A 15198-nucleotide genomic window follows, 5' to 3' on the forward strand; every position below is an offset into this window, starting at 1 on the left:
GCGCGTGGCGACTCAGCAGGCCCGACGCGCCGACACACCCCTGCCCCGCCGCCGCCCCACGGTCACGGCGCAGGCGGAGCCCAGCGGGCCGCGAGGTCGTCCCGGCCGAAGAAGGCGGCGGTCTGCGCTGCCGACGGCGTCCCGGCAGCCGGGTCCGCCCCGGCGGCGAGCAGCGCCTCGACGACGGCATCCTCGCCCTTGAAGACGGCGCCCGCCAGCGGCGTCTGTCCGCGGTCGTTCACCCGGTCCACGTCCGCCCCGCGGGATGCCAACGCAGCGACTGCCGCGGCACGCCCGTGGTACGCCGCCAGCATGACCAGGGTGTTGCCCTTCGTGTCGGTCAGGTCCACCGGCACCCCGGCGTCCACATACGCCGCCAACCGCTCCGTCTCGCCCTCGCGCGCCCACTTCAGCACCCGCTGAGCCAGCTCGACGACGTCGTCCTCACCACTCACGAGGGGAAGCGTAGGCCGCCCGCGAAAGACGAAGGCCGGGATGGACGGGGTGTCGCTCGCGCAGCGTGGATGGGCCTGGCCCCCCGAGCGAAGCGAGGGGTGGTTGCAAGCGAGCGATGCCCCGTCCGGCCCGGCCAGACGCACGAGAGTCGATCAGCCGAAGCGGCCCGAGATGTAGTCCTCGGTACGACGGTCGGACGGGTTGGCGAAGATCTTCTCGGTCTCGTCCATCTCGACGAGCTGCCCCGGCTTTCCGATGCCGGCCAGGTTGAAGAACGCCGTCCGGTCCGAGACCCGCGCCGCCTGCTGCATGTTGTGGGTGACGATCACGATCGTGTACGTCTCCTTGAGCTCCTGGATCAGGTCCTCGATCGCGAGCGTCGAGATCGGGTCCAGGGCCGAGCAAGGCTCGTCCATCAGCAGCACCTGCGGCTCGACCGCGATGGCGCGGGCGATGCAGAGCCGCTGCTGCTGACCGCCGGAGAGGCCCGCGCCGGGCTTGTCGAGACGGTCCTTCACCTCTTCCCAGAGGTTCGCGCCGCGGAGCGACTTCTCGACGATGGCGTCGGCGGACGCCTTGTTGAGTCGCTTGCTGTTCAGCTTAATGCCCGCGATGACGTTGTCGTAGATCGACATGGTCGGGAACGGGTTGGGGCGCTGGAAGACCATACCGATGGTGCGACGGACATCCACCGGGTCGACGGCCGAGTCGTAGATGTCCTCGCCGTCGAGCATGACCTTGCCCTGGACACTGGCCCCGGCGATCACCTCGTGCATGCGGTTGAGGGTGCGCAGCACGGTCGACTTGCCACAGCCGGACGGGCCGATGAAGGCGGTCACCGACCGCGGGGCGATGGTGAAGTTGACCTCGCTGACGGCGAGGAACTTGCCGTAGTAGATGTCGAGGTTCTTGGCCTCGAGACGCTTCGCCATGATGTTCTCCGGTCCGGCCGCTCAGGCGGCTATCTTGTTGCGCCGGCCAATGAGGCGGGCGATGAGGTTAAGGGCGAGCACGATGATGATCAGAGTCAGCGCGGCGCCCCACATGCGCTCGGGCGCGTAGTTGGCCACGGCCCCCATCACGCGGTTTCCGTTGGCGTCGAGGTGGTAAGCCCCCGCCCCCGACGACTGGTTGTAGTTCAGGAACTGGGAGTTGATGAAGCCGGGCAGCGAACTCTGGAACCCGTCGAAGAGGTTCGTGTTGGTGGTTCCGGCATATCCGACCAGGATCAGCAGCGGAGCCGTCTCGCCGGCGACGCGCGCGATGCCGAGCACGATTCCGGTGATGAGACCGGTGAACGCAGTGGGGATCACGACCCGAGCGATGGTCTTCCACTTGGGGATGCCGAGCGCGTAGCTCGCTTCCCGCAGCTCGTTCGGGACGAGCTTCAACATCTCCTCGGTGGTGCGCACGAGGACCGGGACCATGAGGATCACGAGCGCGAGCGAGACGAGCCAACCCGCACGGACCCCTCCCAGAGTGGTGATGAAGAGGGCGTAGATGAAGAGGGCCGCGACGATCGACGGGATGCCGGTAAGGATGTCGACCATGAACGTGGTGACGCGGGCGAAGACCCCCTTACCGCCGTACTCCACGAGGTACACGCCGACGAGGATGCCGATCGGCACGGAGATCACCGTGCAGAGCGCGACCTGCTCGGCGGTGCCGATGATGGCAGCGGAGACGCCGCCACCCTGTACGCCCTGGCTGATACCGGCTTGGTCCGAGGTCCACCAGCCGGCGGACATGATGACCGATGCGCCCTTGCTGACAACTGTCCAGAGCAGCCAGACCAACGGGACCATCGCGACGCCGAAGGCCAGCCAGACCAGGGTGGTCGCGAGGTTGTTCTTGACCCGACGTGAGCCGCGCGCCTTCGAGAAAGTCGGCCCGATCGGAGGTGTGGCGATGGCGGTCATCACTGCACCGGCTTCCTGTTGACGATGGCACGGGCGGCCGAGTTGACGACGAAGGTCAGCACGAAGAGCACGAGGCCCGCGGCTATGTACGCACCCGTCGAGGAGGGGTTGTTGAACTCGGAGGAGCCGTTTGCGATCTTGGACGCAAAGGTCTCGCCTCCGGTGAAGATCGAGAAGGAGAACGGCGGGCTCGCCGCCGACACGATGAGGTAGACGGCGATCGTCTCGCCCAGGGCCCGGCCCAATCCCAGCATCGAGCCGCTGACGACGCCGGCACGGCCGTAGGGGATGACCGCCATCCGGATCATCTCCCACTTGGTGGCACCAAGTGCGAGAGCGGCCTCGACATTCGCACGCGGCGTCCGCTCGAAGACATCACGGCTGATCGCCGTGACGATCGGCAGGATCATGACGGCAAGAACCACCGCGCCGTTGAAGATCGTGTTCTGCGCCTGCTTGTTGTCGAAGAGCGGCAGCGGAATCGCGCCAATGGCGTTCTGCACGGGCTCGAGCTTAGGGGCGAGGATGAACGCGCCCCAGATGCCGTAGACGATGGAGGGAATGGCGGCAAGCAGATCAAGAACATAGGCGACCGGCTTGGCCAACCGCCTTGGGGCGTACTGCGTGATGAAGAGTGCGACACCCACCGCGATCGGCACGGCGATGATCATGGCGATCAAAGAGATGACGACAGTCACCCAGAGCAGGCTGGCGATTCCGAATTGCAGGTTGCCGGGCGTGGTGACGAAGTTCGTCGACGTGAAGAAGTTGTCCTTGTCGTCCATGATCGACGGAACGGACTTGATGGCAAGGAAGGCGCCGATCAAGACCACCAGAACGATCACGAACGCCGACGCACCCGTGGCCAGTCCGGCGAAGATCCGATCGCCGGGACGGACCTTGCCGCCGGCCGCGGTTGTCCCTGCCCCGACTACGGGGTCGATCGGAGCCATTCCCGCAGACAGCGGTTGACTCGACGCAATGGGCTCGGGCTCGGGCTCGTCGCGGTGCAGGATCGATTCGCCGCCCACGACCGGGGGCGGCAGCTCGTTGCCCTCCGGGGGGCCGGCGTGCCGTGCCTGATCGGTCATGGTCTCTCGCTCTGTCATGTGCGTCGTGGCCTCTCACGCCGGAGCCCCGCCGGACACCTCTCGGCGTCCGACGGGGTTCGCGGGGTAGTTGCTAGCTGATCTTGGCGATCGACGCCTTGACCTTGGTGGCCAGTTCGGCCGGGATGGGCGCGTAGCCCTTCGAGGCGAGGACGTTCTGGCCGTCACCGATCGTGTAGTTGAGGAAATTCTTCACGAAGGTGCCGGTGGCCGCGTCCTTGTAGTTAGTGCACGCGATCTCGTAGGTGACCAGGATGATCGGGTAGGCGCCGGCGGTGGTGGGCTTGTAGTTGAGCTTCAGGCTCAGATCGTCACCCGTGCCCGCCACGGTCGCCTCGCCGGCAGCCTTGCTGGCGGTGTCCTTGGAGATCTGGACCGCACCGGAGCCACTGTCGATCTGCGCAGTCTGCAGGCTGCTGTCCACGGCGAAGGAGTACTCGGCGTAGCCGATGGAGCCCTCGGTCTTGGCGACGGCCGCGGCGACGCCCTGCGACTTGGCCTGACCCTGTCCCTTGAAGACCTGGGCAGCATTGTCCTTGGCCGGCTCGGCAGTGAAGACGCTGGGAGCGGTCGCCGAAAGGTACTTCTCGAAGTTCTGCGTGGTGCCCGAGGCGTCCGAGCGGTAGATCACGCTGATGTTGGTGCTGGGGAGGGTGGCGCCGCTGTTCTCCGCCTTGATGGCCGAGTCGTTCCACTTGGTGATCTTGCCGGTGAAGATCTTGGCGACGAGGTCGGGCGTGAGGACGAGCTTGTCAACGCCGTTCAGCTTGTAGGCGACCGCGATCGGACCGACGACCATGGGCAGGTCCAGCGGTGCCGAACCGCAGCGCTTCTGCGCAGCAGCGACCTCGCCAGCGTCCTTGTTCAGCGGCGAGTCCGAGCCGGCGAAGTCGACCTGACCGGCATTGAACTGGCTGATGCCGGCCCCGGAGCCGGTCGGGTTGTAGTTGATCTTCGCGCCGCCGCACGCCTTGGTGTAGGCGTTGATCCACTCTGTCATCGCGTTGGTCTGCGCGGTCGAGCCCTCGCCGTTGAGGGTGCCGGTCGAGCAGGTTGGCTTGCTGCCGGACGAGGTCGAGCCGGAGCCCGTGCTACCGCCGGAGGCCGAGCTGTCGCTGTTGTTGCTGCTGCCACAGGCGGCCATGGCCACGGCGGCTGCGAGCAGCCCGGCGGCAACGCCCACACGGTTGAACTTCACGTTCGGATCTCCTTGATCGGATGTCGTTTCCGGACGCGACGCTAAGAGCGGCAAGTGGCGCAACGGGGTGGCGTAAGTGAACGATGAGTGAATGACACGTCCCACCACGATGACGTGCACAAACCGGACATGTGGCCAACAGGTGAACTGCTTCACGCAGAACTAACAGGCAAGCCCCGGAATCACGGGGATTCCCACTGGATGTCCACGTCGTGCCGGGTGAACGACTCGCTCTCGTAGAGCCGGAAGGCCGCGGTGTTGTCCGCGTCGACATAGAGCAGGACGTACGGACACCGGACGTCCGCGAGGTGTCTTAGGCCGTGCGAGAGCAAGGTGCGACCCAGGCCGAGGCCCTGCGCGGCCGGTGAGACCCCGAGGACGTACACCTCCCCGGCGCCGTCGGGATGGATCTTGGTCCAGTGGAAGCCGAGGAGCTCGCCGCCCCGTTCGGCGAGGAAGAAGCCGTCGGCGTCGAACCACTCCTCGGCCTGCAGGCTCTGCAGGTCGGGCAGGGTGACGCGCCCCTGTTCCGGGTGCGAGGCGAACGCCGCAGCGTTCACCGCAAGCCACGCCTGCTCGTCGCGGCCGGGGACGAAGGTGCGCAGCGTGATGCCGTCGGCCGGCGGCGCAGCGACGGGCGGTGGCGCGTCACCGGGCCGGCGCAGCTGCCACAGTTCCCGCACCCGTCGCAGTCCGCGCGACTCGAAGACGTCGATCAGCCGGCTGTCTCGACCGTGCGACCAGACCCGGACCGGTCCGCCGACGCGCTCCGCCACGGCATCGAGGATCTCTCGCGCCGCCTCCGGTTCGGCGACCAGCTCCAGCTCGGAGCCGTCGAGCTGGCCGTAGCCGGTGACCGCGGAGCCGTCAGGGACGACGAGGTGCGTGACCTCGTCCGAACGCAGCCGTGCGTGTGCGCGATCAGAGAGCGGCGGCGCGCCGTCCTCGGCCGCCAGCGCGGCAGTCAGCGTGGCGACCGCCGCGGCGGTCCCGTCGTCCGGACGTCCGATCGCGGGGGGCATCCCCCGACGCTAGCTCGCGATCAGTGCTCGCCGCTCAGCTGGTCGGCCAGGGAGATCTCGCTGTCCAGGGAGTCCAGCTCGCGGCCTGCTTCCCGGCGGGCAGCAGCAGCGTCGGCGGGGCGGACGAACTTGTAGCCGACGTTGCGGACCGTGCCGATCATGGCCTCGTACTCGTTGCCGAGCTTGGCCCGCAGGCGCCGCACGTGGACGTCGACGGTGCGAGTGCCGCCGAAGTAGTCGTAGCCCCAGACCTCCTGCACGAGGTGGGAGCGGGTGAAGACCCGGCCGGGGTGCTGCGCCAGGAACTTCAGCAGCTCGAACTCCTTGTAGGTCAGGTCGAGCGAGACACCGGCGAGCTTGGCCGAGTAGGTGGCCTCGTCGATGGTCAGCTCGCCGAGCTCGAGCTTGCCGTCGACCTCGTCGCTGGCGGCGGCGCGGCGCTCGACGACGAGACGCAGCCGGGCGTCGAGCTCGGCCGGACCTGCGGTGTCCAGGACGAAGTCGTCCACGCCCCACTCGGCGGCGATGGCGATGAGGCCACCCTCGGTGAGGACGGCGACGATCGGCACCGACGTCCCCATCGCGGCGAGCACGCGGACGAAGGAGCGAGCCGCGACGAGGTCACGGCGGGCGTCGACGAGGACGGCGTCGCCGAGCGAGCGGTCCACCAGCGCGCCTGCGTCCTGCGGCAGCACCGTCACCTGGTGCGGCAGCAGGCCGAGGGCGGGAAGCACCTCGGTGGTCGGCTGCACGGCTCCGGTCAGCAGGATGAGCTCCACGTTCGCCTCCGGTTCGGGCCTGGTCGGCCACTGATTCGGCTGGTCATTCGGGTCGTGATCACTGCCCCCACGCGGCGGCGTTGCCGGCGCAAAGCGCTTTCAGAATACCGGACGGCGACAGTGGTGCGACGGGACGGACGGCCCTACAGTCCCGGAAATACGGGCGTTACATGGCCGAAACAGAAGGCCAGTGTTGAGCGAGCACGGTGCCGGTGAGCTGGCGCGACGAGGCACCGAGAGGGGCGTCCATGATCGATTCCAGACGTCGCGGGACGGTCTGACATGGCACCTCGCCGCACCCGTGAGCGCATCCGCGACACCACCCGGGACCTCATCGAGGCCGGCGGCTTCGCCGCGGTCTCCGTGGCGGCCGTGGCAGCCGCAGCAGAGGTCTCGAGACAGACCGTCTACACGCATTTCGGAACCCTCGAGCAGCTCGTCCACGACGTCATGCTCGGCGAGGCGGAGCAGCTGCTGGCCGAGGTGACCGCCGAGCTGGCCGGCTGCACGACCCCCCTGGACTACATCGCCGAGCTCACGATCGCCTGCCGGCGTGCGATCCGCACCCATCCGGTGCTGGTCCGCCTCATCGCCGCGGACGCCGCCAACCCGCTGAACGAACCACTGGCGATGAATCGCGCGGTGCCTGTCGCCGAGCAGATCCTCGCGCCGGTGGTGGCCATGGCGCCGGAGCTGGCTGTTGATCGGACGTCGCTGGCCGAGCTGGTCGTCCGGCTGGGGCTGTCGGTCATCCGGGATCCGGGAGGTTCGCTGGGCGAGGACGACGCCGTCCGATCGTTCTATGCCCGCTGGCTCGGACCGGCACTTCGCTGGTCTTGATTGGACACTCCTGGCGATAGTGTCCAGAATCTCGATGTCCTTTTCGTCCACATCGAGAGCGAGCCGTCGTGACCTCAACCACTCCGCACCGCGGAAACTCGTCCGCCGGAGTCTCCCGCCGGGGATTCCTCACCGCGGCCGCGGCCACGGGGGCCGCCGCCGTCCTGGCCCGGCCAGCACGAGCCGCGGCCGCGACACGGGTTCCGGTGAGCCGTGAGGAGCGTCGGGTCGTGGTCGTCGGGTCCGGTTTCGCAGGCGGGGTGGCCGCGCTCCGCTTCGCGCAGGCCGGAGTCCCCGTCCTCGTCCTGGAACGGGGCAAGTGGTGGCCGGCCGGCCCGAACAAGGACACCTTCGCGACACCGTTGCACCCCGACAAGCGCCTGCTCTGGTACGGCTCGGCGCCGGAGCTGCTGGGGCGGAGGCTGTCGCTGTCGCCCTACGTCGGCCTGCTCGACTCCGTCGCCGGTGACCACATGACCGCGCTCTGCGCCGCCGGCGTCGGCGGCGGGTCGCTCGCCTACCAGGGCATGAGCCTGGTTCCGGCCGAGGGCGCCTTCCACGAGGCGCTCCCCGAGGCGCTCGACTACGAGACGATGACCCGCGTCTACTACCCGCGGGTGTCGCGGATGCTGCAGCTGGAGACCGCACCCGACTCCCTGGTCAACACCGAGAACTACCGGGTCTCGCGGCTCTTCGCGCAACACGCCCGCACAGCGGGCTATCACGTCGAGAAGGTCCCCATGCCCATCGACTGGAACTACGCCCTCGCCGAGCTGCGTGGCGAGATGAAGCCCTCCTACACCGACAGCAGCGGCTCCATCGGCATCAACAACGGCGGCAAGCACACCGTCGACGTCACCTACATCAAGCAGGCGCAGGCCACGGGCCGGGTGGAGGTCGCGGCGCAGCACGAGGTGACCGAGGTCTACCGCACCCGCTCCGGCAAGTGGGAGGTGCACGTCAACCGGATCTCGGAGACCGGGACGACGCTGCAGAAGAAGATCATCACGACACCGACCCTGATCATGGCCGCCGGCAGTCCCAACACCAACAAGCTGCTGGTCCGCGCGGCCGCGCTCGGCCACATCCCCGCCATCGACGGACTCGGCGAGAACTGGGGCACCAACGGCGACCGGATCTACCTCTGGACCGACCTCAACCTCACCGAGCGCATGACCGCACCGCAGGGCGGTCCGGTCGTCTACTACAGCAAGGAGTGGGACGACCCGAAGCTGGCGAACACCGTCATCCAGGCCTCCATCCCGTCGCTGCTCGGCGTCGTGGACCTGCGCAGCACCGTGCTCGTCGGCTACGGGCACAGCCCCGACCGGGGCCGCTTCACCTACGACGGCGGCCGCGACGTCGCCCGGCTGCGCTGGCCACGCGGCGGCGACCACACCATCCACCAGCGCATCGGCACGCGGGTGCACAAGGTCGCCGGCCTCGGCGGTCTCGTCGTCGACACCTACCCCGCCTACCCCAACACCTGGCACGCCCTCGGTGGCGCGAACATGGGCGTCAGCTGCGACCTCGAGGGACGGGTGCACGACCTGCCCGGCCTCTACGTCCTGGACGGCGCGCTCATCCCGGGCTCCACGGCCGCCTGCAACCCCTCGCTCACCATCGCCGCCGTCGCGGAACGCGCCATGGATCGCATCGTCACCGAGGACGTGGGCAGCCGCATCTGACGGGCGACAATGGCACGGTGCCCGAGCCGTCGCCCGTCGTCCTCTCGACCCGTGACGGGGTCCGCCTCGTGGCCGACCACTGGCGGGTGGACGATCGGCGGGTCGGCATCGTGCTGGCCCACGGCTTCACCGGGCACGCCCGCAATGCCGACGTCCTGCGCATCGCCCGAGGGCTGCATGCGCGGGGTTTCGGCGTGCTGGTGCCGGACCTGCGCGGGCATGGCCGCTCGGGCGGCCGCAGCACCGCCGGTGCCGACGAACGTCTGGACATCGCCGCCGCAGTCTCCTGGCTTCGCGGCGCCGGCTACCGGACGGTGGCGACGGTCGGCTTCTCGATGGGCGCCTCGGCCGTGCTGCGGCACGCCGGGCTCGACGGGGACACCGACGCGGTGGTGAGTGTCAGCTCCCCCGGAGCCTGGTTCGAGCGCGGCACCCGGCCGATGCGGTTGGTGCACTGGATGTTCGAGCACCCGGTCGGACGGGTGACGGTCCGCCTGCTGCGCAACACCCGGGTCTCACCCGACGGCGGCTGGGAGGTACTCCCCGAGGCTCCGGCCGAGGTCGCCGCGGCCATCAGCCCACGGCCGCTGCTGCTGGTCCACGGCGACAGCGACCACTACTTCCCGCTGCGACACCTCGACGAGCTGGCGGCAGCGGCGCCGGCGGCGACCCGGTGGGTGGAGGCGGGGATGGGCCACGCGGAGCTGGCGACCTCCGACGACCTCGTCCGCCGGATCGCCGACTGGCTCCGCCTCGTCACCGGCAGCGGAGCCGCGATCTGCCACCATGAGCCACGTGACTGAGGCCGGCTCGACCGCTGCCGTGACGCCGGCACCCTCCTCGACACCCCCCGCGCATCCGGCCACCGAGCTCAATCTCCTCGGCATCGCCGGGGTCGCACTGCTGGCCGGCGGCGGACTGGCCGGTGCCGGCTATGCCGGTGCGCTGCCGCTGCTCGTCGCGGTCGCGGTGGTCCAGGCGGTGCTCGCCTTCGGCTGGGTCTTCGGGACCGGGATGCCCGGCCGTCGCGGCGGGCTGATCCTCGCCGCCCTGGCCGCGGGCGGTGCGGACGTCGCCGTCTCCCTCTATCCCGACGGCCGGCTCGGTGTCCTGGCCGCGGTGCTGGGGCTGGCCATCCCGGCGGCGTTCGTCCACCAGCTCAGCCGGGGCGCGGCGCGGGTGCAGCTCGTGTCGTCGCTCTCGGCGGTCGCGGTCCTGATCGTGGCCGAGGTCGGCCTGGCCGCGCTGCTGCAGCTGCGGCACGAGTTCGCTGCCGACGGACGGGCGCTGGTCGGCATCGCCGTCGAGGGCCGGGTGGTCGCCGCCGTGGCCGCGGCGGCGCTGGGAGCCGTCGTCGTCGGCTGCCTGCTGGACCTCATCGCCCCCGTCCCGCGATTCGACCCAGCCGTGCCCAGGGGCATCCTCGGCCTGCTGGCCGGGGCCGGAGTCGGGGCCGCCATCGGAGAGCTGCTGCTGGCCGAGTCCCGCGAGTTCGCCGACGGTCGGGCGATCTTCCTGGGCGCCGCCGTCGGCGCGTTGGGAGCGCTGCTCGCCGTCGCCGCGTCGTTCGTGCAGCACACCACTCCGCACGGCAAGACGCTGCCGGCACGGCTGGGCCGGCCGGTCTATGCGGCGATCCTCCCGGTCTGCATCCTCGCGCCGGCGGCTTTCCTGCTGTGTCTGGCCATCCGCTCCTGACCGGGCGGCCACCGGCATGACCGCCGTCCTCGTGGCTGCCGTCGTGCTGCTCGTCGTGGTGGCACTCGCGGCCGGACTGCCGCTGCTGGACCGCTATGTCGCAGCGACCGCCGAACGACGCGCCGGGGAAGCCCTCGCGGTGCCCTTCGGCCGGGCCGGGACGGTCCGGGTCAGCGACCGGCCCTTCCTGACCCAGGCCTTGCGCGGCTGCTACCGCAACGTGCACGTCAGCGGTGGCGGCTTGCGGATCGGCGAGATCACCGGCGCTGCCCTGGACGCACGCCTCACCAACGTCTACCTCTCGCTGCGCAGCCTCTCGGGACGACGGGCCGCCGAACTGCCGTGCGAGCACGTCGAGGGGCGACTGGTGCTGCCCTACGGCGAGGTCGCCCGGGTGGCGAACGTGCCCGGTCTGGAGCTGCGCCAGTCCCGCGGTCGGGTCATCGCCACCGCCGCGCTGCCCGTCCCCGGCATCAGTCAGCTGGCCCGCGTGAGCGGAATGGCGGTGCTGACCCTCGGGGAGGGGAACACGGTGTGGCTGCGGGTCCGCGGCGTCTCGGTGGCCGGCTTCAACGTGCCGACCCTCGTGCTCAACCAGCTGTTGCCGAGCCTGGACGTGCCGATCCCACTGCCACCCCTGCCCTTCGGGCTGCGACTGGACGAGGTCCGCCCCGGTGACGACGGGCTGGTGGTCCTGGGGTCGGCCGCGGCGGTGGTGTTCCGGCGGCTGGGTGACGTCTCACCTGCCTCGCCGACCCGACCGCGCCCGGCGCCGCGTCCCACACCGCAGGACGCCGATCCCGCGACGTGATCCGGTTGACTGGCGAGCGCCGAGACCGGGCAGCTAGGCTTCGAGGCATGTCCAGCTCGGTGAGACTTCTGCTCACCTCCCGCCGCGCGGTCGACCTGTGCCGCGTGGGCAGCTGCCTGTGTCGTCCCGCCTGATCGGCTGACCGCGCCGTCGCGCGCCCCGATCGACACCGCCGCCTCCCGCGGCCCCAGCGATGCGCTGCATCGTCCGACGCGTTGTCCGCACGTCCAATCCATCAGAGGAGAACACCACCATGAGCCGTGAAGACGTGCTCGTCTCGGCCGACTGGGCCGAGCAGAACCTGAACACCGACGGCGTCGTCCTCGTCGAGGTCGACGAGGACACCTCGGCCTACGACGGCGGCCACATCGCCGGCGCGGTCAAGCTCGACTGGAAGACCGAGCTGCAGGACCAGGTCCGCCGCGACTTCGTCGACAAGGAGCAGTTCGAGGCGCTGCTGTCGTCCAAGGGCATCAGCAACGACGACACCGTCGTGCTCTACGGCGGCAACAACAACTGGTTCGCCGCGTACGCGTACTGGTACTTCAAGCTCTACGGCCACTCCGACGTCAAGCTCCTCGACGGCGGCCGCAAGAAGTGGGAGCTCGACGGCCGCGCGCTGTCGTCCGACGCGGTCTCCCGTCCGGCCACCGAGTACAAGGCCAAGGACCAGGACCTCTCGATCCGCGCCTTCCGTGACGAGACCGTCGAGGCCATCGGCAAGAAGAACCTCGTCGACGTCCGCTCGCCCGACGAGTTCTCCGGCAAGCTGCTCGCCCCGGCCCACCTGCCGCAGGAGCAGAGCCAGCGCGGTGGTCACATCCCGACTGCGCTCAACATCCCGTGGTCCAAGACCGCGAACGAGGACGGCACCTTCAAGTCCAACGACGAGATCCGCGAGATTTACGGCGCCGAGGGCCTGGACGAGGACCGCGACACCATCGCCTACTGCCGCATTGGCGAGCGCTCCAGCCACTCGTGGTTCGCGCTGCACGAGCTGCTCGGCCTGCCCAACGTCAAGAACTACGACGGCTCGTGGACCGAATACGGTTCGCTGGTCGGCGTCCCGATCGAGAAGAGCGTCTGAGATGTGCGGAGCCCCTGCCCAGACCCCGTCCCTGCCGGCCGGCATCGACCTGGAGAAGGAGACCGTGATCTACGGCGTCGTCTCCGCCGGTGACGCCCCGGTGCCGGGTGCCTACGTCCGGCTGCTGGACAGCACCGGCGAGTTCACCGCCGAGGTCGTCACCTCGGCCACCGGAGACTTCCGGTTCTTCGCCGCCCCCGGCAAGTGGACGCTGTCGGTCCTGCACAAGGACGGCAAGGCCCGCCGCGAGGTGGCCGCACTGGAGCCCGGCCTGGTCGAGGCCCCGCTCTCGCTCTCCTGACCCAGCCCCATCCGATTTTGGCGGCTGCCGCTCACATGTGAGCGGTAGCCGCCAAAATCGTTAATAGGTGAGGGCCTGGACGCCGTCGCGGAGGACCTCGTCGACGAAGCTGGCGCTGCCCCTGATGACGGCGCCGGGGACGAGATCGGCCTCGGCGAGGTCGCGCCGGGCCGCACACTGGGTGCAGACGGTGAGGCTGCCGCCGGCGAGGACCGCGTCCCGCAGGTCACCGAGCGGGGCCGAGTGCGGCAGCTCGAAGGCCTCCGCCCGGCCGGGGACGGCGAACCACACCGCCTCCCCGGTGAGCCAGAGCGACACCTCGGCCCCGGCGGCGAGGGCGGTGGCCGCGACCGTGAAGGCCTGTGCGGCGCGCTCGGGAGCTTCGGCGCCGCTGGTGCATTTCACGACGAGCGGCCGGGGCGTCTGCATCGCTCCATGATGTCGCGCCGGTAGCGTCGGGCACGTGGAGACCGTGCTGTTCGGCGTGCTGGTGCTGGCGTTCGTCGCGCTTGCGCTCGGCGGCCTGCACCTCGTCCGCCGCCTGCTCGCCGACGACCGATGACCGAACCCGCCCCGGACACCACCGACCTGCGGACCGGCGCGCCGATCCATGACGCACTGCTGGCGGTGCTGCCGCTGGTGGGAGTGTGGCGGGGCAGCGGCGCCGGGGTGGTGGCGTCGTCCGGTCAGGAGTTCCGGTTCGGGCAACAGGTGACGATCAGCCACGACGGCCGCACCTTCCTCGCCTACGAGTCGCGGTCCTGGCTGGTCGACGACGACGGTTCGGTCATCCGGCAGGCATGGCGGGAGAGCGGCTTCTGGCGCGCCGGTCCCGGCGAGGACGACGTCGAACTCGTCCTCGCCTCGAACACCGGCCAGGCCCTCGTCTTCGCCGGAACCGCCGGGGACGCGCAGTGGGAGCTCGCCACCGTCTCCGCGCAGCACAGCCCCAGCGCCAAGGACGTCGACGGCGAGCGTCGCCTCTACGCCGTCCGCGGCGAGGAGCTGATCTATGCCACCGAGCTCGCCCCCGGTGGTCAGGACTACGCCCCGCACCTCAACGGCCGGCTCAGACGGGTCTGACCTGGCCGTCGCGTCGGCAGTGAGGCACTGCTTGGTGGTCGACACCCTGGCGTAGCAGATCAGCAGTCCGCTCGTCGACCACACGGCCGCATGAGCGGAGGTCCTGACCCGGCAGCGGGAGGTCAGTCATGCAAGAGTCATCTCATGACGGCACGGCGCCTGCGCGACCAGCCCCGTTCGAATCAGTGGCGGCTGGCGTTCTGTTGTGCGGTTGTGACCATCGCGAGCACGACAGGAATGCTGGCCGATTTGGGCGCAGGGTGGACTGTCCTCTACGCCCTGGTGGCACCTTGTGCCCTCGCAGGAACCGTTGGCAGCACGCTGGTCTTCGTACGGAGCCGAGAACGCCCGGCCGCAACCATCGAACGCCCCCGTCCACGTCCGCGCTGACGCTCTGCACCGACTGCGCATGAGCGGCACTGCCGTAGGGCGGCACGAAAGGTAGGGCAGCACGAAAGGTAGGCCGCCGCGGCGGATTCGATTCGTCGCGGGCGACACCTGGCGCGGGCGGCCGCGGACAACCTGCGGTTTTGAAGAAGGACGATCATCCATTGCTGACGGGCGTCGTTGTCCGCGCTCACTCCACGCGCGTGACCTCCCTGATGGGAGGACGAAGCGGTTGTGAATGGCGGTGGTGGAAGGCCCGTCAGACGTAATCGCTGAGCCGATGGCGGACGTCCACCAGACTCATCCCCGCCCAAGCGGCGCCCGCGCCCCCGGTGACCGCGACAACGACGGTGGGCGTCTCCGCGATGAGCGCGCAGCGGTCGTCGACCGAACGGGCGAGGGCTCGGACGCTGCGCCCATCGATTGTCACGACGCCGACCGACCACCCTGATCCGGCGAGCGTCTCGAACGATGCGTCCGGGTCGTCGCACGCCGCGTGAGTGAAGGCGGCCTCCTCCTCGCGGGGCAGACCCGATGCGAGATGAGCTGCGGCGATGCTGGCGGCGTCGGCTAACCCGATTCTCGGAAGCTCCGGTGATGCTTGCGTCTTCGTGTTCGTGGTGACGACGACCGTGTCCGGCCCGGTAGGAGCCCCGTGACCCAGCGAGACCGTCCAGAGCCGCTCTCTGTCGTTCCACAGGGTGAGCCACCGCAGCCCTGCCCACGCCGGTGCAAGCCCGTAGACGGGGAACCGGGGCGTCGACGGAAGGTCGTACATGTGCAAGGCCACGGCGAGCATTCTCCCCACCGCAAATCGGTA

The 15198-nt window shown here is 69.6% G+C and carries 18 protein-coding genes; 9 read left to right on the forward strand and 9 right to left on the reverse strand.

The genetic code is table 11. The annotated features are described in order from the left end of the window. Positions 1–62 precede the first annotated feature (62 nt). The 7 genes from AC0NZQ_RS02075 to AC0NZQ_RS02105 form a co-directional block, all read right to left on the reverse strand. Positions 63–455: an ankyrin repeat domain-containing protein gene (locus AC0NZQ_RS02075; protein WP_474527975.1), complete on the reverse strand. Its 393-nt coding sequence runs from the start codon at positions 453–455 to the stop codon at positions 63–65. A gap of 153 nt (positions 456–608) precedes the next feature. After that, positions 609–1388 carry a phosphate ABC transporter ATP-binding protein PstB gene (gene pstB / locus AC0NZQ_RS02080; RefSeq protein ID WP_474527976.1) on the reverse strand — a complete coding sequence of 260 codons (780 nt, stop codon included), beginning with the start codon at positions 1386–1388 and terminating at the stop codon, positions 609–611. A 21-nt stretch (positions 1389–1409) separates the two neighbouring features. Further along, positions 1410–2375: a phosphate ABC transporter permease PstA gene (gene pstA, locus AC0NZQ_RS02085; protein WP_474527977.1), complete on the reverse strand. Its 966-nt coding sequence runs from the start codon at positions 2373–2375 to the stop codon at positions 1410–1412. Continuing rightward, complete coding sequence (gene pstC / locus AC0NZQ_RS02090; RefSeq protein WP_474527978.1) at positions 2375–3466, reverse strand: phosphate ABC transporter permease subunit PstC; 1092 nt, start codon at positions 3464–3466, stop codon at positions 2375–2377. The genes pstA and pstC overlap by 1 nt, the downstream gene beginning before the upstream one ends. Before the next feature lie 91 nt (positions 3467–3557). Next, positions 3558–4682 carry a phosphate ABC transporter substrate-binding protein PstS gene (gene pstS / locus AC0NZQ_RS02095; protein ID WP_474527979.1) on the reverse strand — a complete coding sequence of 375 codons (1125 nt, stop codon included), beginning with the start codon at positions 4680–4682 and terminating at the stop codon, positions 3558–3560. A 182-nt stretch (positions 4683–4864) separates the two neighbouring features. Then, complete coding sequence (mshD, locus tag AC0NZQ_RS02100) at positions 4865–5704, reverse strand: mycothiol synthase (protein WP_474527980.1); 840 nt, start codon at positions 5702–5704, stop codon at positions 4865–4867. Between the two features lie 20 nt (positions 5705–5724). Beyond that, positions 5725–6483 (reverse strand): winged helix-turn-helix transcriptional regulator, encoded by a 759-nt coding sequence (locus AC0NZQ_RS02105; RefSeq protein WP_474527981.1) that lies wholly within the window; start codon positions 6481–6483, stop codon positions 5725–5727. A gap of 282 nt (positions 6484–6765) precedes the next feature. Between AC0NZQ_RS02105 and AC0NZQ_RS02110 the strand changes: the two genes are divergently transcribed. From AC0NZQ_RS02110 to AC0NZQ_RS02145, 8 genes are all read left to right on the forward strand, one after another. After that, a complete protein-coding gene (locus tag AC0NZQ_RS02110) occupies positions 6766–7323 on the forward strand; it encodes a TetR/AcrR family transcriptional regulator (protein ID WP_474527982.1) in 558 nt (185 codons plus the stop codon). Between the two features lie 68 nt (positions 7324–7391). Then, positions 7392–9011, forward strand: coding sequence for a GMC oxidoreductase (locus tag AC0NZQ_RS02115; RefSeq protein WP_474527983.1), 1620 nt, complete (start codon positions 7392–7394; stop codon positions 9009–9011). Between the two features lie 17 nt (positions 9012–9028). Then, a complete protein-coding gene (locus tag AC0NZQ_RS02120) occupies positions 9029–9814 on the forward strand; it encodes an alpha/beta hydrolase (protein WP_474527984.1) in 786 nt (261 codons plus the stop codon). Then, entirely contained in the window at positions 9807–10709 is a 903-nt protein-coding gene (locus AC0NZQ_RS02125; protein ID WP_474527985.1) for a hypothetical protein, read from the forward strand. Before AC0NZQ_RS02120 ends, AC0NZQ_RS02125 begins: the two co-directional genes overlap by 8 nt. A 16-nt stretch (positions 10710–10725) precedes the next feature. Continuing rightward, complete coding sequence (locus AC0NZQ_RS02130; protein WP_474527986.1) at positions 10726–11520, forward strand: LmeA family phospholipid-binding protein; 795 nt, start codon at positions 10726–10728, stop codon at positions 11518–11520. Between the two features lie 47 nt (positions 11521–11567). Continuing rightward, positions 11568–11654, forward strand: coding sequence for a putative leader peptide (locus AC0NZQ_RS02135; RefSeq protein ID WP_474529398.1), 87 nt, complete (start codon positions 11568–11570; stop codon positions 11652–11654). Between the two features lie 119 nt (positions 11655–11773). Continuing rightward, entirely contained in the window at positions 11774–12607 is an 834-nt protein-coding gene (locus AC0NZQ_RS02140) for a sulfurtransferase (RefSeq protein WP_474527987.1), read from the forward strand. A 1-nt stretch (position 12608) separates the two neighbouring features. Beyond that, positions 12609–12908: a DUF1416 domain-containing protein gene (locus tag AC0NZQ_RS02145; RefSeq protein ID WP_474527988.1), complete on the forward strand. Its 300-nt coding sequence runs from the start codon at positions 12609–12611 to the stop codon at positions 12906–12908. Positions 12909–12968: 60 nt separating this feature from the next. Here AC0NZQ_RS02145 and AC0NZQ_RS02150 read toward each other — a convergent pair whose 3' ends face one another. Then, entirely contained in the window at positions 12969–13337 is a 369-nt protein-coding gene (locus AC0NZQ_RS02150) for a DsrE family protein (protein WP_474527989.1), read from the reverse strand. A gap of 129 nt (positions 13338–13466) precedes the next feature. On the opposite strand from AC0NZQ_RS02150, the gene AC0NZQ_RS02155 reads away from it, so the two are divergent. Then, positions 13467–13991, forward strand: coding sequence for a heme-binding beta-barrel domain-containing protein (locus tag AC0NZQ_RS02155; RefSeq protein WP_474527990.1), 525 nt, complete (start codon positions 13467–13469; stop codon positions 13989–13991). A gap of 646 nt (positions 13992–14637) precedes the next feature. Here AC0NZQ_RS02155 and AC0NZQ_RS02160 read toward each other — a convergent pair. Next, on the reverse strand, positions 14638–15177 hold the full coding sequence (locus tag AC0NZQ_RS02160; RefSeq protein ID WP_474527991.1) for a hypothetical protein: 540 nt from the start codon (positions 15175–15177) through the stop codon (positions 14638–14640). Positions 15178–15198 lie beyond the last annotated feature (21 nt).

Source organism: Jatrophihabitans sp. sgz311053 (assembly GCF_056135305.1).

What these genes read in the sequence shown, in the direction of transcription:
- mshD (WP_474527980.1), bottom strand. Translation starts at nt 5,704, where the DNA reads ATGCCCCCCGCGATCGGACGTCCGGACGACGGGACCGCCGCGGCGGTC.
- pstB (WP_474527976.1), bottom strand. Translation starts at nt 1,388, where the DNA reads ATGGCGAAGCGTCTCGAGGCCAAGAACCTCGACATCTACTACGGCAAG.
- AC0NZQ_RS02135 (WP_474529398.1), top strand. Translation starts at nt 11,568, where the DNA reads ATGTCCAGCTCGGTGAGACTTCTGCTCACCTCCCGCCGCGCGGTCGAC.
- AC0NZQ_RS02145 (WP_474527988.1), top strand. Translation starts at nt 12,609, where the DNA reads ATGTGCGGAGCCCCTGCCCAGACCCCGTCCCTGCCGGCCGGCATCGAC.
- AC0NZQ_RS02110 (WP_474527982.1), top strand. Translation starts at nt 6,766, where the DNA reads ATGGCACCTCGCCGCACCCGTGAGCGCATCCGCGACACCACCCGGGAC.
- AC0NZQ_RS02150 (WP_474527989.1), bottom strand. Translation starts at nt 13,337, where the DNA reads ATGCAGACGCCCCGGCCGCTCGTCGTGAAATGCACCAGCGGCGCCGAA.
- pstA (WP_474527977.1), bottom strand. Translation starts at nt 2,375, where the DNA reads ATGACCGCCATCGCCACACCTCCGATCGGGCCGACTTTCTCGAAGGCG.
- AC0NZQ_RS02155 (WP_474527990.1), top strand. Translation starts at nt 13,467, where the DNA reads ATGACCGAACCCGCCCCGGACACCACCGACCTGCGGACCGGCGCGCCG.
- AC0NZQ_RS02130 (WP_474527986.1), top strand. Translation starts at nt 10,726, where the DNA reads ATGACCGCCGTCCTCGTGGCTGCCGTCGTGCTGCTCGTCGTGGTGGCA.
- AC0NZQ_RS02160 (WP_474527991.1), bottom strand. Translation starts at nt 15,177, where the DNA reads ATGCTCGCCGTGGCCTTGCACATGTACGACCTTCCGTCGACGCCCCGG.
- pstC (WP_474527978.1), bottom strand. Translation starts at nt 3,466, where the DNA reads ATGACCGATCAGGCACGGCACGCCGGCCCCCCGGAGGGCAACGAGCTG.
- AC0NZQ_RS02140 (WP_474527987.1), top strand. Translation starts at nt 11,774, where the DNA reads ATGAGCCGTGAAGACGTGCTCGTCTCGGCCGACTGGGCCGAGCAGAAC.